At 70.7% G+C, this 20,594-nt stretch carries 17 protein-coding genes; 4 read left to right on the plus strand and 13 right to left on the minus strand.

Annotated features, from left to right (window positions below; translation table 11 throughout):
- Positions 1-4: 4 nt before the first annotated feature.
- Positions 5-682, minus strand: coding sequence for an MtrAB system response regulator MtrA (gene mtrA, locus LY12_RS11625; RefSeq protein WP_301296804.1), 678 nt, complete (start codon positions 680-682; stop codon positions 5-7).
- Positions 683-1,039: 357 nt separating this feature from the next.
- On the opposite strand from mtrA, the gene LY12_RS11630 reads away from it, so the two are divergent.
- Entirely contained in the window at positions 1,040-1,786 is a 747-nt protein-coding gene (locus tag LY12_RS11630; protein WP_253857319.1) for an IclR family transcriptional regulator, read from the plus strand.
- A 58-nt stretch (positions 1,787-1,844) separates the two neighbouring features.
- Here the strand turns inward: LY12_RS11630 and LY12_RS11635 are convergent, their stop codons facing one another.
- Positions 1,845-2,882, minus strand: coding sequence for a helix-turn-helix transcriptional regulator (locus LY12_RS11635; protein WP_253855889.1), 1,038 nt, complete (start codon positions 2,880-2,882; stop codon positions 1,845-1,847).
- Positions 2,883-2,945: 63 nt separating this feature from the next.
- Between LY12_RS11635 and LY12_RS11640 the strand changes: the two genes are divergently transcribed.
- Positions 2,946-4,364 carry an FAD-binding oxidoreductase gene (locus tag LY12_RS11640; protein WP_253855890.1) on the plus strand — a complete coding sequence of 473 codons (1,419 nt, stop codon included), beginning with the start codon at positions 2,946-2,948 and terminating at the stop codon, positions 4,362-4,364.
- 80 nt (positions 4,365-4,444) lie between these two features.
- On the opposite strand, the gene LY12_RS11645 is transcribed toward LY12_RS11640, so the two are convergent.
- From LY12_RS11645 to LY12_RS11655, 3 genes are all read right to left on the minus strand, one after another.
- On the minus strand, positions 4,445-5,086 hold the full coding sequence (locus LY12_RS11645) for a dTMP kinase (protein ID WP_253855891.1): 642 nt from the start codon (positions 5,084-5,086) through the stop codon (positions 4,445-4,447).
- A gap of 152 nt (positions 5,087-5,238) precedes the next feature.
- A complete protein-coding gene (locus LY12_RS11650) occupies positions 5,239-5,682 on the minus strand; it encodes a type II toxin-antitoxin system VapC family toxin (RefSeq protein ID WP_253855892.1) in 444 nt (147 codons plus the stop codon).
- Positions 5,679-5,966, minus strand: a complete 288-nt coding sequence (locus tag LY12_RS11655; protein ID WP_253855894.1) for a toxin-antitoxin system HicB family antitoxin — start codon at positions 5,964-5,966, stop codon at positions 5,679-5,681. The genes LY12_RS11650 and LY12_RS11655 overlap by 4 nt, the downstream gene beginning before the upstream one ends.
- Positions 5,967-6,145: 179 nt before the next feature.
- Here LY12_RS11655 and LY12_RS11660 point away from each other — a divergent pair, with 179 nt between their 5' ends.
- Positions 6,146-8,458 carry a hypothetical protein gene (locus LY12_RS11660; RefSeq protein WP_253855895.1) on the plus strand — a complete coding sequence of 771 codons (2,313 nt, stop codon included), beginning with the start codon at positions 6,146-6,148 and terminating at the stop codon, positions 8,456-8,458.
- 45 nt (positions 8,459-8,503) lie between these two features.
- Positions 8,504-9,415: a macro domain-containing protein gene (locus tag LY12_RS26090; RefSeq protein ID WP_308292105.1), complete on the plus strand. Its 912-nt coding sequence runs from the start codon at positions 8,504-8,506 to the stop codon at positions 9,413-9,415.
- Between the two features lie 102 nt (positions 9,416-9,517).
- On the opposite strand, the gene lacZ is transcribed toward LY12_RS26090, so the two are convergent.
- The 8 genes from lacZ to LY12_RS11705 form a co-directional block, all read right to left on the minus strand.
- Positions 9,518-12,835 carry a beta-galactosidase, LacZ type gene (gene lacZ / locus LY12_RS11670; protein ID WP_253855897.1) on the minus strand — a complete coding sequence of 1,106 codons (3,318 nt, stop codon included), beginning with the start codon at positions 12,833-12,835 and terminating at the stop codon, positions 9,518-9,520.
- 152 nt (positions 12,836-12,987) lie between these two features.
- Entirely contained in the window at positions 12,988-13,872 is an 885-nt protein-coding gene (locus tag LY12_RS11675) for a hypothetical protein (protein ID WP_253855899.1), read from the minus strand.
- A 181-nt stretch (positions 13,873-14,053) separates the two neighbouring features.
- Positions 14,054-15,568 carry an amino acid permease gene (locus tag LY12_RS11680; RefSeq protein ID WP_253855901.1) on the minus strand — a complete coding sequence of 505 codons (1,515 nt, stop codon included), beginning with the start codon at positions 15,566-15,568 and terminating at the stop codon, positions 14,054-14,056.
- 233 nt (positions 15,569-15,801) lie between these two features.
- Positions 15,802-16,599, minus strand: coding sequence for a hypothetical protein (locus tag LY12_RS11685; protein WP_253855904.1), 798 nt, complete (start codon positions 16,597-16,599; stop codon positions 15,802-15,804).
- 340 nt (positions 16,600-16,939) lie between these two features.
- Positions 16,940-17,854: a cation diffusion facilitator family transporter gene (locus LY12_RS11690; protein ID WP_253855906.1), complete on the minus strand. Its 915-nt coding sequence runs from the start codon at positions 17,852-17,854 to the stop codon at positions 16,940-16,942.
- A gap of 104 nt (positions 17,855-17,958) precedes the next feature.
- Entirely contained in the window at positions 17,959-19,194 is a 1,236-nt protein-coding gene (gene manA / locus LY12_RS11695) for a mannose-6-phosphate isomerase, class I (RefSeq protein WP_253857321.1), read from the minus strand.
- 43 nt (positions 19,195-19,237) lie between these two features.
- Positions 19,238-20,332 carry a hypothetical protein gene (locus LY12_RS11700; protein WP_253855908.1) on the minus strand — a complete coding sequence of 365 codons (1,095 nt, stop codon included), beginning with the start codon at positions 20,330-20,332 and terminating at the stop codon, positions 19,238-19,240.
- Complete coding sequence (locus LY12_RS11705; protein ID WP_253855910.1) at positions 20,325-20,582, minus strand: Trm112 family protein; 258 nt, start codon at positions 20,580-20,582, stop codon at positions 20,325-20,327. Before LY12_RS11705 ends, LY12_RS11700 begins: the two co-directional genes overlap by 8 nt.
- Between the last annotated feature and the right edge of the window lie 12 nt (positions 20,583-20,594).

Genomic DNA, 20,594 nt, shown 5'->3' on the forward strand with positions numbered 1-20,594 from the left:
CCGATTATGGTGGGCCCGCCTTGTAGCCCACACCGCGCACGGTCAGCACGACCTCGGGGTGTTCCGGGTCGCGCTCCACCTTCGACCGCAACCGCTGCACGTGGACGTTGACCAGCCGGGTGTCCGCCGCGTGCCGATAGCCCCACACCTGCTCGAGCAGCACCTCACGGGTGAACACCTGCCGCGGCTTGCGCGCGAGCGCGACGAGCAGGTCGAACTCCAGTGGCGTGAGCGAGATGGGTTCGCCCTCCCTGGTCACCTGGTGACCGGGGACGTCGATGGTGAGATCACCGATGACGAGCGATTCGGCCGGCTCGCCGTCGTTGTGGCGCAGCCGGGCGCGCACGCGCGCGACGAGTTCCTTCGGCTTGAACGGCTTGACGACGTAGTCGTCCGCCCCGGATTCGAGACCCAGCACGATGTCCACCGTGTCGCTCTTGGCCGTGAGCATGACGACCGGGACGCCCGATTCGGCGCGGATGGCCTTGCAGACGTCGATGCCGTTCATCCCGGGCAACATGAGGTCGAGCAGCACCAGGTCGGGCTTCATCTCGCGGAACGCCGACAACGCGCGGGACCCGTCGGACACCACCGCGGTCTCGAAGCCCTCACCGCGCAGCACGATGGTCAGCATCTCCGCGAGAGCGGGGTCGTCGTCGACGACCAGCACACGTGCCTTCATGCCGCCCATATTCGCACTGTGGTCACCCGCGACTGCGGGAGACCCTGGTTCGGCGTGTCCCCACCACTCGACGACTGCTCCGGGTGGCGTAACGTCATGACCCGCAGGGGTGCCGTATGGTTACTCGCGCGAGCGGCTGCGGCACGCTCGGCAAAGGTCATAGCTCACATCTACCGCTGAAGGGGCGATTCTCGCCGCTGTAGGAGTTACTGTTGCGTTATGCGGAACTCCGACGCTGCCTCTCCCGCCGCCCGGAACTCCGATGACTCTCCGTTGGGCGCGGCCGAACCGGTCCGGACCGGCCTCGGCCCCGAACCCGTCGCGGAACCGGACCCGCCCGACGAGCCGAAGAGCCCGGTGCAGTCCGTCGACCGCGCCGTGAGCATCCTCGAACATCTCGCGAAGGACGGCGAGGCGGGCATCACCGAGATCGCCGACGAACTGGGCGTGCACAAGTCGACCGCGTCGCGGCTCGTGTCCGCGCTGGAGATGCGCAACCTCGTCGAGCAGGTCAGTGACCGCGGCAAGTACCAGATCGGGCTCGGGATCGTCCGGCTCGCGGGCGCCGCGACCAGCCGGATGGACCTGGCCAAGCTGGGCAACCAGACCTGCCAGGGCCTCGCGGACTCACTCGGCGAGACGGTCAACATCGCCGTGGCCGACGGCGGGATCGCGATCAACATCAGCCAGGCCGTCGGGTCGGCGTCGATCACTGCGCAGAACTGGACCGGCAGGCGCACCCCGCTGCACGCGACCTCCAGCGGCAAGGTCCTGCTGGCCTACATGCCACCAGCTCGCCGCCGCGACATGCTGCGCGACCGGCTCGAGGAGTTCACGCCCCGCACCACGACAGCCCCCGACGAGTTGACGGCCGAACTCGGCCGGATCGCCGACGACGGGTTCGCGGCCTGCTTCGAGGAGTTCGAACTCGGGCTCCACGCCGTGGCCGTGCCGATCTACGGGGACGGCGGATCGGTGATCGCGGCGATGAGCGCCTCCGGGCCGTCGTACCGCCTGTCCCGGCAGCGCATCCGGCAGATCATCGGCCCGATGCGGGAGGCCGCGATGGAGCTGTCCGCACAGCTCGGCCACTTCCCGGTCTGAGCCTCGGTCGACGGCAGTCGAGCATTGGCGCTCGGTGCCGCTGCGTGCGTGTGACACGTCACGGGGTGGCGCTCAGCGTCGCGCCCAGGCTGCGGAGCGGTTCGGCGACGGCGGCCTCGGCGTCGACGGTGACGGCGGCACCTCGAGCTGCGGCCACGGCGGTGAGCATCGCCGTGTACTGCACGACGAGTCGGGCCGAGTCGGCCGAGACACGGGCCCTGCACCGGTCGGGCCCTTCGGCCTCCAGCGCGCCCGGCAGGGCGGGCACCCAGCGACGGACCTCCGATTCGGACAGCCCGATCGTCACGTGCGCGGTGTTCCGGTACGTCGCCGCCGCGAAGGACGCCCGCAGCTGCGCAACGGGGTCCTCGGACTGTGGCCGCGGCACGAAGCGGCGTCCCGTGGTGGTGACGTCGCGCATGCGGTCGAGCCGGAAGATCCTCGCGGCGTCGCGGCGGAGGTCGTGGGCCGACAGGTACCAGCGTCCTTCGGCGAGGACGAGCCGGTGCGGTTCGACGCGACGGTCGGTTCCGCGGCCCCTGCTCACGTAGCGCAGCGACACGACCTCGGCGTCCCGGCACGCGCCCGCGAGCAGCGCGAGCCGGTCGGGGTCGACCCCGGGGTGCCCGACCCCTGCGTCGCGAGCAGGTCCGTCCGCGTGGACCCCGTCGGGCAGATCATCGACGGGAACGCCGCGCGGCGGTGCCACCGCGACGGAACCGGCGGCGGCCAGCCGCGGCCGCAGGCGCGCGGGCAGCACCTGCCCGAGCTTGGCCAGCGCCCCCGTCGCGCTCTCACCGAGATCCGGGTTCACGGACGCGGCCGCCGCGAGCGCCACGCCGACGGCGACCGCCTCGTCGTCGTCCAGGACCAGCGGCGGGAGCCTGCCGCCCCGGCCGAGCCGGTAGCCACCACCGGTGCCGCCCGTGCTCTCCACGGGATAGTCCAGTGCGCGCAGCCGGTCGATGTCGCGGCGTAGCGTCCGCGTGGTCACGCCGACGCGCTCGGCGAGTTCCCCTCCCGGCCATTCTCGTCTGCTCTGCAACAGGGACAGCAGCCGCAGCAGCCTGCCGGGCATCTCCTGACGAACCGACATGGAGGCAACTCTGCCATGACTCGAGGACATGATGCGTCCTCGAGTCTCCTTACGGTCGCCGTCATGGCGAACACAACCGGATCGACCAGTTCTTCCCCCGACAGCTCCCTGGCAACGGCGCTGCCCGACCTCGACGGCACCCTCCGGCTGCCCGGCGACGACGGGTTCGACGCCGCGTGCACCGGCTATCAGCGCGCGACCGCGCATCGGCCCGATTGCGTCGTGTCGGCGCGAACGGCCCGGGACGTGCGCACCGCCGTGGCCTACGCAGCACACCGCGGCCTGCGCGTATCCGCGCAGGTCAGCGGACACGGACTGACGGCGGCGCTCAACGGCGGCGTGCTCGTAGACCTGCGCGGACTGACGCGCGTCGAGGTCGACCCCGTACGGCGCACCGCGAGGGTCGAAGGCGGCGCGACGTGGCAGCACGTGCTCGACGTGGTGACCCCGCACGGCCTGGCACCGTTGTCGGGCAGTTCCCCGCACGTGGGCGCCGTCCCGTACACGCTCGGCGGCGGCATGGGGCTGCTGGGACGCCGCTACGGCTACGCCGCCGACCACGTGCGCGCACTGGAAGTCGTGACCGCCGACGGCACGCTCCGCCGGGTGACGTCGACGTCGGAAGATGCGCTCGAACGCGAGCTGTTCTGGGCGTTGCGCGGCGGCGGAGCCGGTGGCGGCATCGTCACTGCGATGGAGATCGATCTCGTGGCGGTCCCCGAGGTCTACGGCGGCAGTCTCTACGTCGACGTGGCCGAGGCTGGAGACGTCCTCGAACGCTGGCGCCGGTGGACCACGTCGGTTCCGGACGAGGTCACGTCCGGTGTCGCCATGCTCGTCTTCCCCGACGCACCCGGAGTACCGGAGGCCCTCCGCGGCCGCCATGTCGCGCAGCTGCAGGTGTGCGTGGCGCCGGCCGACGACGTGCACGGTGGCGCTGGGCTGCGCAGCGCCGAACGGCTGCGGGAGGCGCTGCCGGTGTTGCAGGACACGCTGCGAACCCGGCCGTTCTCGGATTGCGGTGCGATCTTCGACGAACCCGATCGGCCCCACGCCTATCGGTCGCGGACGGCGATGCTGCAGTCGCTGGACCCCCGGGCGCTCGCACGCTTCCCGGCAGCGGCAGGGCCCGGGGCGCCCGTCATGTGCGTGGCCGGGCTGCGGCACCTCGGCGGCGCGTTCGCGCGGACGTCGGGCGCCATCGGGCACCGCGAGGCGGACTACCTCGTGTCCGTGCTTTCCCCGGTGACGCCGACGTCGGAGGCCACCGACGCCGAGGTGGCTTCACTGCATGCCGAGGTACTGGCGCCATTCGCACCGGAGACGCTCGGCGCGAACCTGTCGTTCTCCTTCGGCCCGTCGACTCCGGACGAGGTGCGCTCGGCCTTCACCCCCGAGACCGCCCACCGGTTGCGACACCTCCGCGACCGCATCGATCCCGGCGGCACGATCCTGGCGAACCATCCGCTCCCGGCGCAGTGAGCGCCCCCACGGGAACCTCGGGGCATGACAGCGCAACCGCCCACCTGGCAGGGCGGCTGCCCGCAGCGCCGGGAAGCCGATCAGGCGAGGAGGCGTTTCGCCAGGTCGGCGGCGTCGACACGGTCGGCGCCGTCGACCACGTGCCACGGTGAGAGCCAGCTCGCGGCGGCCAGCTCGTCGTAGACGGCCGAGCAGCGCGACTGGAGGTCGTCGTCGGATTCGAACGCGTCGCGGGCTCTCGCCGTGTCGGCCTCGGCCCGGCCGCGCGCACGGGAGGCCGCGACGTCGGGCGTCACCCGCAGCAGCAGGTGCGCATCGGGCACGGGCAGGCCGAACCGGTCGATCTCCAGCGCGCGGACCCAGCGCACGACGTCGCTGTCGACTCCTTCGCCCAGTCGTGCGGCCTGGTATGCGGCGTTGGATGCGACGTACCGGTCGAGCAGTACGACGTCGTGGCGGGCGAGCAGGTCGCGGATGTCGTCGGCGGCCCCGCGACGATCGAGCGCGTACAGCAGGCCCATGCCGTAGACGGACTCGCCCAGGTCGCCGTGGTCGCCGTGCAGTGCTTCGCGGACGAGGTCGGCGTGCACGCTGACGCCGTACCGGGGAAAGGCCGTCGCGGCCACGCTCGCACCCGCATCGCGCAGTGCCGCCGTCAACGCGTCGGTCAGCGTGCGCTTGCCCGCCCCGTCCAGCCCTTCGATGACCACCAATCGACCCACGCCTGCAGAGTAGCCGCGGCGCGAAGCGCCTCCTTGAGGGGCGGTGGTCGGGCGACGGGCGGGCCTGGACAGGGGCCATCGAGGGGAGGTCGCCGGATCTCAGCACTGGCGCGGTGCGTTTCGCCGGAGTGGCGGCCGAGGACGAACCCGACTCAGGCCAGCTCGAAGCCGTGGGCTTTCGCCGCTTCGGCCTGTCGGTTGTCGCGGGTGACGAAGACCGGACCGTCGTCGACGAGGCGACGCGCGTCCGAGATCGCGATCGCGAGGTGCAACGCGTCCAACGTGCGCAGTCCGACGTGTTCCAACACCAGGCCGTGTGCGGTGCGCAGCACGGTCCCGCCGTCGAAACTCAGCACCTTGAACGGGCGTCCGGGGCCATTGTCGGCGTCGAACCGTGCGACGAGCAGCCTCGCGTCCTCGAGGCGCCGTCCGCGCATCGCGGCTGCCGTCGCGCTGGCGAACTCGACTCGGGTGAGCTCACTGGTGAGTACACGGGACTCCGATTGCAACAGCAGGTCGCGGATCTCTGCGTGGCCCGGCTCGCCGGGCAGGTATGCCCCGACGACCGCGCTCGTGTCGGCGTAGAACGTCGTCACCAGCGCCCCCGCGTCTGGTCGAGGGCCTCGCCGACCGCCGTACCGAGTCCGACCAACCGCGCTTCCAGCTCCTCGTGACTCGGTACCGGACCGGCCGGGGTGAACTCGACGAGTGTGCCGTCGGCGATCAGTCGCCGGTGCCATGCCTCGTCGGTTTCGGAGTCCTCGACGGCGGCTTCGAGCAGGCCGGACACGAGGTCGTTCACGCTGCGCCCCTCGGCCTCGGCCTTCGCCTTGACCTTCGCGTGCAGCGAGTCGTCGATGCGGGTGATGAGCTGCTTCACCCTGGTAGTGATAGCACATATCCCCGAAGCGCTATCACTACGACGAAGCCCAGGCTCGCACCACCCGTGTGGGCTAACCGGCGGACGCGCTGGAGAGTCGGGACTCCCGCGTTCGCGTTCGGCGTTTACCGTGGCAGTTCGGCCAACAGGAAGCGTCAACCCAGCTAGGAGGCGTCCACGTGCCTCTCCCCGGCCCCGACACCCGGGTCGTCGAACTTCGCGTGCCCGGGCTGGTCGGCACGACCGGCGAGTCGCTGCTCGATTCCGTCGGCACCGTCGATGTGGACGGCGACGGCACGGGGCGGATCGTCCGCCCGTCCGACCGGCTCCGCAGGCCGGCTCCCGGTCCGGTGCTGCAGGCGCTCGGCCGATCGATGCCGCGCACGCTGGAGGGCTACCTGTGGAACCGGATGACCTCCGGTAGTGCGGCGAAGGCGACCTGGGCGCTGCTGTTCCCGTTCTCGCTGGCCAACGTGGCGCACTGGATGCTGCCGCCGGTTCCGGAGGGCTCACGGGCGTCGGCGGCGCTGAACCGCGTGTGCCGCGGCCTGCTGCGAGTGGCGGCGGTGCTGCTGACGATGCTGCTGGTGGCGCAGCTCGGCGTGGTGACTCTGGACCTGTTCGCCGCGCAGTGCCTCACTCCGGGCTCGGGCTGCCTGGACTCGGCGCCGTCGTGGCTGGGCGACGTGCCGGGGCTGCGCACGGCGGCCGGGCTGCTGCCGCTGCTGGCCGTGGCCGCGGTGCTGTTCGGGGTGTCCCGCACCAGCTGGCGGCCGAGCGACCACGTCGAACCGCTGCGCGATCATCTGGGCGGCGGGCTTTCCGACGTCGCCGACACGGCCGCGTTGCGGTGCGTGCACGTCGTCGCCGCGCTCGGCGTCACGGCGTTGTTGCTGCTCGGCGGGCCGTCGACGATGCCTGCCGAGACGCCCGCGGCTGCGCTGTGGGTCACCACGCTGGTGCTGCTGGGGTCGGTGCTGCTGGTGAGCGTGACCCCGGCGCGACGGCTGTTGCCCGCGCCGACGCGGGCGACGCTGTTCGGCGTGGCGATCGCCCTGACCGTGGCGGCCGCAGTCGTCGCCGCACCCCTTCCAGCCACGCTGCCGGGCACGAACCCCACGGTGGAGCTCGTCGGCGCCGCGCTGCTGGCCGCGTGCGCGGTGTTCGCGCTGGTGCTGGTCCCGACGGCGTTGCTGGCGCGCCGTGAGTGGGCGCACCTGCCGCACCGGCTCCGGCCGTGGGCCGGCGGCTGGGCGGCGGCACCGGCGCTGGCGCTCGCAGGTCTGCTCGGCGGCGGGTTCGGTGCCGGGCTCGCGGTGGCGCTGCGCCAGCTGCTCGGCGCGGACGGGCTGCGACTGCCCGAGGGGTACGACCTGATCACGATGCTGTGGGGCGGCGGACTCGTCGTTGCGGGACTGCTCGCGACCTGGGCCGTCGTCGGATCGTCGCTGCGCCGCGTCCGCCGCGGCGTTCCCGACATCGTCACGCTGCTACAGGGCGAAGAGGCCCCCGCTGCCGACGACGAGGCCGCTTCGTCCGCATGGGCACGCGCGGGCTGGGACCGCAAATACCTGCACCGGCTGGTGTTGACGTTCGCCTGTGCGCTCGGCGCCGGCGCGGTCGCGCTCGTGGGGCTGCGGGCCACGATGGGGCCCGTGCCGGACTGGCTCGCGCCGTTGTCGGCGGTCGGCGTGCTCGCGCTGGGGGCGCTCGCGGCAGGTCTGCTCCGCGCGGTCTACACCGCCGCGACGGGGGATCAGCGCAGCAGGCACCTCGGCGCGTTCACGGACCTGGCGTGCTTCTGGCCGCGTGCCGCCCACCCCGTGGTTCCGCCGTCCTACGCGCTGAAGGTCGTGCCGGAACTGGCCGAACGGGCGCGCACACACCTGGAGGAGCCGAACACGCGGGTGGTCCTCGCCGGGTACCACGTGGGTGGCCTGCTGACGGTGCTGGCTGCCGCACGCCTGGCCGACGAGCTGCCGGACGAGGACCGCGAACGCCTCGGGCTGCTGACCGCGGGCGCCCCGTTGCAGTGGGGCTATCAGCGGGCGTTCCCGGCGATGTTCCCGTCGGCATCACTCGCACGGCTCAACGGCCGACTGGACGGCCGGTGGCGCGGGTTGTGCCGCGGTACCGACGCGTTCGGCGGCGGCGCCACCACATGGCGGCACCAGGTGGCGGGCGGCATGCTGCTCGGGGTCGGCTACTGCGGCGACGGCAGTATCGGCGCGGTCGAGCCGGCCGTGCAGGGGCCGACCGGTGTGCTCGTCCTCGGCGGCGACCACTGGCTGCCGGATCCGATGCGGGAACCGGTGAGCGGCAGGCGCTGGGCCGCGGGCGTCCGCAAACACGCCGACTACGTGGGCGACCCGGAGTGGGATCGCGCCGTCGTCATGGCCGCGGGCCTCGAGGACGCCGACCTGTCGGCCGGACTGGCCGAACAGGTGTCGTTGTTCGGCGACATCCTCGGCAAATCACGCTGCACCACGTAGGAGCACCCGCCCGGAGGCGGCGGCACCTGCGCGAGAATCGGCCGCATGCCGACCATCACGCCGGTCCTCGGCGACATCGCGCAACAGGACGTCGACGCCGTCGTCAACGCCGCCAACAACGGCATGCGCGGCGGAGGCGGCGTCGACGGTGCCATCCACGGCGCGGGCGGACGTGCCGTACTGGACGACTGCGTGCGGCGCTTCCCCGACGGGCTCGCGACCGGTGACGCCGGCTGGACCACCGCCGGCGAACTGGCCGCGCGGTGGGTGATCCACACGGTCGGACCGAATCTCCGCGCGGGTGAGCGCGACCGCGGCCTGCTCGAACCCTGTTACCGCCGCGCTCTCGAGGTCGCCGACGAACTCGGCGCCCGCACCGTCGCCTTCCCACTGATCAGCGCGGGTGCTTACGGCTGGCCTCAGCGCGAGGCCGCGCTCACGGCGGCCTACACGATCGCCACCACCCGCACGGACGTGACCGACGTCCGGCTCGTCGCCTTCGACGACGGCGCCCTGCAGTCCCTGCGCCACGCCACCCTGCAGCTGATCCCACTGCGGATCCTGCAGGGTGTGCGTGTCCTGCACCGGCGCGGACAACAGCACGCACGGATCACGGCCGGCGTGGCCCCGACCGGACTGCACCTGCGGATCCAGGTATGGGCGCAGGGATCCGGTACACCGGCCGTCAAGTACACGACCGGCTCCGAGACCTCCTTCCTCGACGCCGAGGTCACCGCGGCCACGGCACCGGCCGATATCGCCGACCTCCTCGAGAACGCGGAGCCCGCGCTGACCCGCCGGGTGTCCGACCCGGACTACGCACGGTGGTACGAAGGCATGCTCACCACCGTCGAACGCAACCTCGCACTGCCCGTCGCCTCCGGCGAGTACTTCGACAGCGGGCCAGGCTGGCAGATCGGCGACCAGCGGTACCCGCACCCGCCGGATCCCGCCTGACCCGCCCGCCTGTCCGCGGGCGGGCGGGAACGACGACCGCCGTCTCCCTGGCCGGCCCCACCTCACACCGGGTCCTCGCCACCGACCGTGCGCGAGCCACGGTCACGGGCTCGCGGTCGGCTTCCGCGACAGCGCCATCGCCTCGTCCACATTCGACAGTGGCCGCAGTCGGTAGCTGTAGGCGTAGTCCGTGTCGGCGAACAGCTTGTACTCGTCGAGCGGCTGCTGGCCCCACGAGTCGTTGCCGCCGACACCGGTCTGCCGGTGATTCAACCGCAGCACGATCTCGTCCCTCGGTGTCAGCTGGTAGTCGTGCCGCGCGTCGCCGGAGAGGTCCTCCGGTGTGAAGCGCGAGGCGTTGATCTCCAGCACCGGCTCCCCGGTCGCCAGCAGCCCGGCGCCGTCGGTACCGACGAACGCCAACCAGCGGACGTCGGTCTTGTTGCCGTTCTCCTGCGGGCGGATGTACGACGTCCACTGCTCGTCGACGGTCGAGTCGTACACGCCCACCTCGGAGGCCGACTTGCGGTCCCAATGGTTCTCCTCGGGACCGCGGCCGTAGAACCGCATGGTGTCGAGTCCGGCAGGCAACCGCAGCATCGTGCCGACCTCCGGAATGTACGGCAACGAGGCCGACCCCGGCTGCACCGTGTTGTCCACCTTGATCTCCGCATTGCCGAAGATCGTGTAGACCGTCGTGTACCTCGACTCCGTCGACGTCGGCAGCGTGCCTTCCACCGTGACGACCACCGCCCGGTCCCGCACCGGTTCCACCGACACGTTCGTCACCGTGCGACGCGCACCCGCGTGACGCCACGTCCCGTTGCGATCCGGCTGGCCGTTGCCGAGGTCGTTGTCCGTCGACCCGCGCCAGAAGTTCGGCACCGGCCCGGATTCGACGAGCGTGCGCCCGTTCGCGACGTACGACGTGATCACGCCCGTCTCTCGCCCGATCACGACCGTGAAGTCGTCACCGGTCACCGTCACCGAACCGCCGGAGTCGTCCACCGCCAGCGCAGGGACCGAGTCCAGCGGCACCGGCTCGACCTCGGGACTGCCCACGTCGATCGGGAACTGGTGCTTGGCGACCTCGAACCCGGGATCGGCCCACAGCGTGCCTTGGCGTGTGGTGAACGACAGCCGCAGGAAGTACTCAGCCCCCGGCGCCGGGTTCGCGGGCTTCGTGAACGGCACGGTGACCGTCGCACTGGACGACGGCGGCACGGACAGTTGTTCCCGCGTCAGCTCGCCGGTCTCGACGACCTCGCCGTCGGCGACCACCTCCCAGCTTCCCGCGTACGCTACGACGTCGGTGAACAGGTGCTCGTTGGTGATCGTCACCCTGCCCGAGCTCGGGTCGTCCGACGAGAGCAGGATGTCCTGGTAGACGTGCTTGACCTCGGCGGCCTTGCCGTTCAACCCGCGATCCGCCGTGACGACGCCGTTGGCGCAGAAGTTTCCGTCGTTCGGATCGTCACCCCAGTCGCCGCCGTAGGCGAGATACGTGCCCCGGCCGTTCGGAACGGGCTCGCGCAGCGACTGGTCCGCGAAGTCCCAGATGTACCCGCCCTGCAGCACGTCGTGCGACCGCACGATGTCCCAGTACTCCCGGAAGTTTCCGGTCGAGTTCCCCATCGAGTGGGCGTACTCGATCATCACGTACGGGCGCGTGTCCGACTCGCTCGCCCGTTCCTCCATTCTGGACGGACTCTCGTACATCGCCGACCGGACGTCGCTGACCTCCGGCCTGTCGTCGCCCTCGTAGTGGATGACCCGCATGTCGTCGTAGGAGCGGATCCAGTCGTGCATGGCGACGAAGTTGCTGCCGCCTCCCGCCTCGTTGCCGAGCGACCAAATGATGACGCTGGCGTGGTTCTTGTCGCGGTGCACGACGTTCTTGGCGCGCGCCACGACGGCGTCCGTCCACTCCGGATGCGAACCCGGGTACTCGTCACGAATGCCGTGCGTCTCGAGGTTCGTCTCGTCCATGACGTACAGGCCGTAGGCGTCGGCGAGTTCGTAGAACAGCGGATCGTTCGGGTAGTGCGAGGTCCGCACCGCGTTGACGTTCATCCGCTTCATCACACGGATGTCGGACACCATGTCCTCACGCGTCAGTGCCGAGCCACGGTCCGGATGGAGTTCGTGCCGGTTGACACCCTTGATCGTGATCGGCTCGCCGTTGATCCGCATGAGCCCGTCGACCATGGCGAACTCGCGGAAGCCCACTCGGGTGGACAAGGTTTCCAGCACGTCGCCGGCCGGGCCGCGCAGGACGAGCACCGCGGTGTAGAGGTTCGGATGCTCGGCCGACCACAACTGCGGCTTCTCGACCGGCTTGCTGCCACGCGTGGTCACTTCCTCCCCGCCCGCACCGAAGTCGGAGGGGAGGCGCAGCGGATCGTTCCACACGGGATTCCCGCCGTCGTCGTAGAGCTGCGTCTCGACCGTGAACGTGCCGCGCTCGGCACCGGTGTAGTCGCGAACGTTCGCCGTGACGGCCAGGTCGGCGTTCGTGTAGCCGTCACGCAACGGCGTGTCGATCCGGAAGTCGCGCACGTGCACGGTCGGCGTCGAGAACAGGTAGACCGACCGGAAGATGCCGGACAACCGGATCATGTCCTGGTCTTCCATCCAGTCGCCGTCGGAGAAGCGGTACACCTCGACGGCGATCTCGTTGTGACCGGGTTTGACGAAGCGCGTCACGTCGAACTCGGACGAGGTGTACGAGTCCTCCCGGTACCCGACCAGTTCGCCGCCCACCCACACGTAGAACGCCGACTTGACGCCTTCGAAGTGCAGGAAGGTCCGGCGGCCCCGCCAGTTCGGCGGCAACGTGAAGCTGCGCCGGTACTGACCCACGGGGTTGAACTTCGTCGGCGCGAACGGCGGCTCCGGGTTCTCGCCCTTGCCGTTGGCTCCGGACCACGGATACGTGATGTTGGTGTAGATGGGGAAGTCGTACCCGTGCAACTGCCAATTGGCCGGCACGGGGATCGTGTCCCAGCCGCGATCGTTGACGTTGCGACGGTGGAACTCCGGGTCGCGCGACGCCGGGTTGTCGGCGTGCCGGAAGCGCCACTCGCCATCGAGGTCCAGCCGGAACGGCGACCGCGTGCGATCGGCCGCAAGCGCCTGGTCCACACCGGCGTACGGCATGAGTGTCGCGTGCGGTGGTTCCGAGCCGACATCGAACAGCTCGAGATTGTTGTTCCACTCCGGATAGCCGCTGCCGCCGCTCGCCTGTGCGGCAGCGGGTGCACACGGCAGCAGCGACGCGGCCGACATGCCCGGCACCGCCAGTCCGCCGAGCACCGCGGCGCCCGCACCCAGGATCCCGCGGCGGCTGATTCCTCGGGAGACGCCGGACTCAGCCGGCTGATCGTCGTTGACTCGCTTGTCCGGCCCGGTCAGGGACATCGGTGAACCACTCCGTTCCTCGATCATCCTCACCTTGAAACCGAATCACCCAAAAGTCAACACAGTCACACAAGTGCAGCAATCGAAAGTGTGTGATGTTGATTGATACGTGTGCGATCCGCGCAGGACGCCGACGGATGCCCGGGTACGAGTCAGGCGCGGCGGGTGCGGGCAGCGAGGAGCGTCGCCGCGGCGGCTGCCAGCAGACCACCGCCGCCGATCAGCAGCAGGGCGCCACCTAAGCCCATTTCGCCGTCGTCGGATCCCGAAGCGGCTGCGGCGGCGCCGTCGTCGTCGGGGCCCGCATCGGCCCGCTGCATCGAGGGCGCGGGTGCCGCGGACGACGCATCGTGGTTCACCGAGTGCCCACCCGCCGGATCCTGCGGATGCCGATCGGCGGTCGCGTCCCGCGTCGGTTCCGCGGGCGCACCGTCCACGTGCGACTCGGGCCGCTCGGTGCGTTCGACCTCGGGCCCGGAATCGGTGTCCGAGTCGGATCCGGACTCGGACTCGGAACCGTCGTCCCCACCGTCGTCGTCGGGGCCTGCGTGCACGTCGGCATCGGGTTCGGATTTCGGCGGCTGCCCGGGATTGTCCGGAGCGGGTGGGGTTTCGACACAGTGCGTCCAGTGGCTGAACCATCCCTGCTTGCCGCCGAGGCGGCCGTCGCCGAGGTCCCAGTCCGCCTCGTCCCAGCCGGACGCCCCGCGGGCCCGATCGGGGTCGATCGCCAGCTCGCCGCGGTGCATCCGGTCGTCCTCGCACAGCGGCCGGTCGCTGTCGCCGCCGCGTCGTTCGTGGCCTCCGTCGCCGCGGCCACGCCGGTCGTCACCGCCGCCCAAGCCGTCCTCGCCGCCTGCGGGTTCACCCGGATCCTCACCGCGATCGACCGGATCACGGTCGTCCTTCCCCTGCACGACCACACCGCCGTCACCGTGCGGAATCCCGGAATCCTGGCCGGCACTCGCGATGCCCGCGGAACCGAACACGACCGCACCGGTCACGACGGCCACGGCCAACGAACGGGTCACGCGCATGAGGCACTCCGTACAGATCCGGCGGCAGGTCGATCCACCCCACCCGCAGTGACGGGCAGTGATGTGCCGCGCGGAACTTTACTCGCACACGAGTGGCGCCGGGACCATCTTTCGTACGTCGCGCCTACACCGGGTGATGCAGCCCGTCGCATTGGGAAGCCCGTCGCATTGGGAAGCTGCCTCAATCGGAGGAGTCGGTCGAGACCTCCTTCTGCTCTCGCGCGAGGACCGAACTCCGCCGGCCGTAGGCGAAATAGATCGCCACGCCCAGCGCCATCCACAGCACGAACCGCAGCCACGTCAGCACGGTCAGGTTCAGCATCAACCACAGGCAGACGCCGATCGCCAGGATCGGGATGACCGGCACCCACGGCACCCGGAAGCCGCGTGGCAACTCCGGCCGCTTCTTGCGCATCACGATCACACCGGCCGACACCAGTATGAACGCGAACAGCGTGCCGACGTTGACCATCTCTTCGAGCTGGCTCGCGTCGAAGAACGTCGCCGCGACCCCGACCACGACGGTCACGAGCACGTTCACCCGCACCGGCGTGCCGCGCTGCCCGGTCTTGGCCAGTCCGCGCGGCAACAACCCGTCGCGCGACATCGCGAACAGCACCCGCTGCTGGCCGAGCAGCAGCACCATCACCACGGTGATCAGGCCGACGACGGCACCGATCGACACGATGTGGGCGGCCCAGTCCACGCCGTGATACGTGAACGCCGTCGCGAGCGTCTTGCGCCCCTCGGGTTCGGCGGCGGTCGAGAGCTCGCCGTACGGCACCATCCCGGCGATCACCAGCGAGGTCGCCACGTACAGCACCGTGACGATCGCGAGCGAGCCGAGGATGCCGCGGGGCACGTCCCGCTGCGGGTTGCGCGTCTCCTCGGCGGTCGTGGCAACGATGTCGAACCCGAGGAACGCGAAGAACACCAGTGACGCACCGGCGAGCAGGCCGAAGCCGCCGTAGACGCTGCCGGAACCACCCGCCAGCACCGAGAACAGCGACTGTTCGATGCCGCCGCCCGCGTCCTCGCCCGCCGCCGCGGGCGGGATGAACGGGGTGTAGTTGTCCGGGGTGATGTAAGCGATGCCCAGCGCGATCACGAACAGGATGATCAGCACCTTGATCGTGGTGACCACCATGCTGAACCGCGACGACAACTTCGTCCCCAGCGTCAGCAGTACCGCCAGCGTCACCACGAGCAGCAGCGAACCCCAGTCGGCGCTGATCCCGCCGAACTCGATGGTCGTGGCGACGTTCGCACCGAAGATCGAGGCCAGCAGTTCTTCGAGGTAGACCGACCAGCCCTTGGACACCGCGGCCGCGGCGACCGAGAACTCGAGCACGAGGTCCCAGCCGATGATCCACGCGAGGAACTCGCCGAACGTGGCGTACGAGAACGTGTAGGCACTGCCGGCCACCGGCACCGTCGAGGCGAACTCCGCGTAGCACAGAGCCGACAGACCACATGCGATGCCGGCCAGTACGAACGCGACGGCGACCGACGGCCCGGCCAGGTCACCCGCCGTGCGGGCGGTGAGCGTGAAGATGCCGGCACCGACCATGACCGTGATGCCGAATACCGTCAGGTCCCACGCGCTGAGGTTGCGGCGCAGCCGGGTCCCCGGCTCGTCGGTGTCCGCAATGGACCGCTCTACGGATTTGGTGCGCCAGATCCCGTTACCGGCCACGATGCCACTGCCTCCCTGCCTCGCCTGGGCCGCAGGCTGATCGGCCACCCACTCGCCGCCGCGTCCACTCCGGCGAGCAGCACTCCGGCAAGTCGTCACCTCACAGCAACCAACCCGGTGAGGATATCCCCACGGCGTCGGCTCAGGGGGAACCGTCGCCTCCCGGTAACCGCGCACCACCGCCCGGACCGTGCTGAGCAGCACGACCCGGGCGGGTCAGGGTGACAGGTCCGTCAGGAGGTCGTGCGCCGCTTACGCGTGAGCGCCAACAGGGCCCCTCCCCCGGCGAGCAGCAGGGCGCCCAGGCCGAGCAACCAGCCTGCGCCGAAGCCGGTCGAGGCGAGGTCGTCGGTGTCGCCCGCCGGCGCGACGGCAGGCTGTGAGGTCGTGGTCGGCGCGCCCGCGTTCGACGTCGTGGACGACGGGCCGCTCGATGCCGTCGTGGACGACGTCGTGTCGGTACCGGTCGTGGTCGTTTCCGGCGGAGTGGTCGATTCGGAAGGCGTCGTCGTCTTCGGAGGCGGGGTCGTCTCCGGCGGGGTCGTCGTCTCCGGCGGGGTCGTCGTCTCGGGCGGAGTCGTCGTCTCCGTCGGGCCGCTCGTTCCACAGAGGAACCAGTGGCTGATGGCCGGGAGCTGCCCGCCGTTGTTCAGCGGGGACCGCAGCTTCACCCACGCCGGTTCCTGCGGCAGCCCTCGCTCGCCCGGCTCGTACCGGTTGTAGCGCGGGCCGCCCTTCACGAGGATTCCGGTGATCTCGACGTCGGCGGGCACGTCGGTGATGGTCAGGAACCGCTCGTTCTGCCCGCCGGTGAAGGCGACGTCGGCCTTGTCGATCGGCTCGCCGTCGAATCCGGCCTTCTCGCAGGCGCCCTTCATACCCGCGTCGACGTTGCCTTCGACGACCACGGCTCGGGAATCCTCGTTCGGCTCGTCGGTCGCCGCGGCGAGGGGCATCGAACCGGCCAGCAAGCCCAGCGCCATCGTCGATGTGACGAGCGCGCGCAGGCGGAGACGCGGACCAACAGACATCAGGAGACTCCTGGGGATCGGACGCGGGGGACATCGGGGACGAACGTCTGCAACGAGGCAAACGGGCCGTCCGAACCCTAGACCCGACCGGGTGATACTCCCTAGTCGATCACGGTCAAAGTGATCACTTCGGGCCGAATCAGTAACCTGATCGAGTCACAACGTCCTCGCGGTGGAGCACAGTCGTGACGACTGAACGTGACCGATCTGCTGATCGCCGGTCGATCACACCCGGCAACGTCCGTCCGCGCCGTCCGTCCGCGCCCTCGCGATCCCGAACCCGGCGCGCCTCGGCCTGCAGTACCGGAGGGTGTGGCCGGGGTGCGGCGTACCCCGGCGCCTACGCGGGTGTGCGGTCCAGATCCGGCTCCAGATAGATCAGCCGCGCCGTGGGGACGGCCTCGCGGACGCGGCGTTCGGCGTCGTCGATCGCCGCTGCCACCTCGGTCAGCGCCATCCCCCGCCGCATCGCGAGCTTGGCCGCGATCAACAGCTCGTCCGGGCCGATGTACTGGGTACGGATGTGAATGACCCGCTCGACCTCACCCGCGGTCAGCTCGCCGACGATCGTGTCCAGCTCCTTCTCGCCGGATCCCTCGCCGATGAGCAGGCTCTTCATCTCGATGATCAGCGTGATCGCGATGATGCCGAGCAGCACCCCGATCATCAGCGTGCCGACGCCGTCCCACACCGGATCACCGGTCACGACCGCCAGCCCGACGCCGATCAGCGCGAACACCAGGCCGAACAGCGCCCCCGCATCCTCCAGCAGCACCACCGGCAGTTCGGGCGTCTTCGACTGCCGGACGAACCCCCACCAACTGCGGTTCCCCTTGATCGCCTTCGACTCCTTGACCGCCGTGGCGAAGCTGTAGCTCTCGAGCGCGATGGCGAGGACGAGGATCACGACGGCGACGAGCGGCGAGCTCAGCTCCTCCGGATGCTGCACCTTGTGCACCCCCTCGTACAGCGCGAACGCCGACCCGAGCGTGAACAGCAGCAACGCGACGATGAACGAGTAGAAGTACCGGTCACGTCCGTAACCGAAGGGGTGTTCGCTGGTCGCCTTCCGCTTGGCCGTCTTCTGGCCGAGCAACAGCAGGCCCTGGTTGGAGGTGTCGGCCACCGAGTGCACCGACTCGGCGAGCATCGACGAGGAACCCGTGATCACGAAGCCCACGAACTTCGCCACCGCGATACCCGCGTTCGCGGCCAGCGCCGCCAGGATCGCCTTCGTTCCTCCGGTTGCCGCCACAGTTCAACCCTCCGGTCTCCTCGACGTGACGGCCGAAGCCTAGAGCCCGCGAGCGATCCGGAACCCGCCAGGGTGACCGGTCGAGCACGGTGAGTAAAGGAAGGTTAATGCCCGCGCAATGAGGTGCCCGCGGTGGCGCGGAAGAGCTGTGCGACGTGCTCGCCGACGGCCCTGACCCGCACCGCCGGATCCGAAGCCGGCCGCCACACGGACTCGCCCCGGCGCAGCTCCACCTTCGTACCCTCGTCGTCGTAGAGCAGCACCTCGCCGGCAGTGCAGAGCAGGATCTCCGGGCCCGGACCGTCGAGTTCGACCTCGCGCCGGTCCACGGCCTCCCAGTCGACCCGGGACAGCTGGAACTCCGGCGTGCCGGTGCGGTACACCGCGGCCGGTCCGTCCGGCTCCCCGGTCAGCACCGGCGGGTCACCGCACCGGAAATCGACCACCCGCAGCAGTTCGGGCACATCGACGTGTTTCGGGGTCAACCCGCAGCGCAGGATGTTGTCGGAGTTGGCGAGGATCTCGATCGCCGTGCCGTAGAGGTACAGGTGCAGGTTCCCCGCGGGCAGGTACAGCGCCTCGCCCGAATGCAGCGTGACGCGGTTGAGCAGCAACGCGGCCAGCACACCCGCGTCGCGCGGATGCGCCTCGCCGAGCTGCAGCACCGTGCGGCATTCCTCGGCGAACTCTCCCCCGCCCTCGACGTGCCGCACGCAGGCATCGAGCACCTCGGGAAGCAGTTCGTCGAGCGCCGACTGCGGCAGCGTGATCCACGTCGTGAACAGCGCGCGCAACCCGTCCGGGTCGGGCTGCCCCGCCAGCAGTCCGACGTAGTGGGCCAACCCGGGCGTCTCGATCTCGCGCAGCAACCGCACGGTCCGATGCGGATCGCGGAACCCGGCGAGCGCGTGGAACTCGGTCAGCGCGCACACCAGCTCCGGCTTCGCCGTCGGGTCGGGATAGTTGCGGTTCGCCGCGTCGCGCGCGATGCCCGCGGCCTCCTCGCGTGCGTACCCCTCGGCCGCCTGCTCCGCCGACGGGTGTGCCTGCATCGACAGCGGCTCCTCCGCCGCGAGGATCTTCAGCAGGAACGGCAACCGCCCGTCCCACCGGTCGGCGCACCGGGTGCCGAGCTGACCGTGCGGATCGGCGTCGACGATCTCAAGCAGGCTGACTTCGGAGCCGTCCGCCCGCCGCACCCGCGCCGGATCGCCGGGATGCGCCCCGTACCACAGTTCCGCCTCCGGATGCGGCGACGGGACAGGGCGGCCCAGCAGCTCCGGAATCGTCGTGCGGGACCCCCACGCATATGCCCGCACCGCGCCCTGCAGCAGCTCCACGGTCAACTCCACTCCTCGCCGGCCTCGCCCGGCCGTGCCACCGTCACAGTGACAGCGGCGCGACGCGGCCGGCTCCCCCGATGGTTCCAGCCGCGAGCCCCAGGTACACCGCAGCGAACTCGAATCGCAACGCCAGCACGGCGGCGCACGCGACGTCATCGGCGTCGGCCAGCTCTTCCGCCGGGGCGAGGACGTCGGCCGTGGGCAGGGTCTCACCCACCCGGAGCCGCGCTTCGTCGGTCGCCGGGCCACTGCGCACCGACAACAGCAGTGCGCGCGGGGGCGCGGCACCACTCACCTCGTCGAAATCCGGGTCGGCGAAGATGTCCCGCTCGTCACCCCCGCGGGCGGCCATCGCGTGCAGCGCAGGACGGGCCAGCGCCTGGCGGTAATCGGACACGTCCGCGACGACCGCCGCGTGCGCCCCGAGCGCGTACGCCGCATGCTGCCCGACGGCCACGCCCGCATGGTCGAGCCCCCACAGCAGCGGCGTCCGGTCCGCGATCCGCAGCGCCAGCGACTTCGCCGGGTTGACGAACGCCTCGTGTTCGAGATGCCCGCGGGCCGCCTCGTTGTCCAGCCGGTCCGCCAGGCCGTCGACGTCGGACACCAGCAGGCCGAGCGCACCCGCGGTGAGCAGACCCGTGGTCAGCGCACGCGGGAACGCCAGCTCGGGCGGGCCGACCACCCGCGGCGACAGCACCAGGCCGCGGCCGGCCACGGCGGACGCAACAGGGCCGTCCGGTGGCGCCGACAGCACGACCGTCGCGCCGTAGCGGGCCGCGCGTTCGAGCGACACCGCGAGGTCACGGTCGTACGGGTCGTCGGTGTGTGCCAGCACGACGTCGAGCGCCCCGATCCACGGCGGCACCGTGTCTGTCACCACCGCCGGCACCGGGCAGGCGGGCGCGAGCAGGGCCGTCAACAGTTGGGCCGCGCCGTGCCCTGCACCCGGCCGCACGATGATCACCAGCGATCGGGGCCGCCCGATGTCCAGCCGTTCGGCCAGCTCCAGCTCCGTCGCGGCCTCGATCGTCGACCGCACCTGCGCACCGGCCATCGCGGCCGCGCGCAACACGCCACCCGTGTCGGCGTCGTCGAGCCGGCGCGGGTCGTCGAGCAGCGTGTCGTCAAGCACTGCCGGCCCCGGAATCGCCGCCGGCCGGCGAATCGCCCGTGCCTGCGGTGTCGGCGGCCGGATCGCCGCCGTCGGCCTCGTCGAGCAACAGCACCGGAATGCCGTCCCGCACGGGGTACTGCCTGCCGCAGGACGTGCAGGTCAGCACGTCGGCGGCAGGGTCATCCGGCGAGCCGGCCGTCAGCGGGGCGTGGTCCGCCGACGGGCACGCGAGAATGTCGAGCAGTTGCGGATCGAGAGTGACGGCCATTTTTCCTATTTA

The organism is Prauserella alba, assembly GCF_024171735.1.
Lineage (GTDB): Bacteria > Actinomycetota > Actinomycetes > Mycobacteriales > Pseudonocardiaceae > Prauserella > Prauserella alba.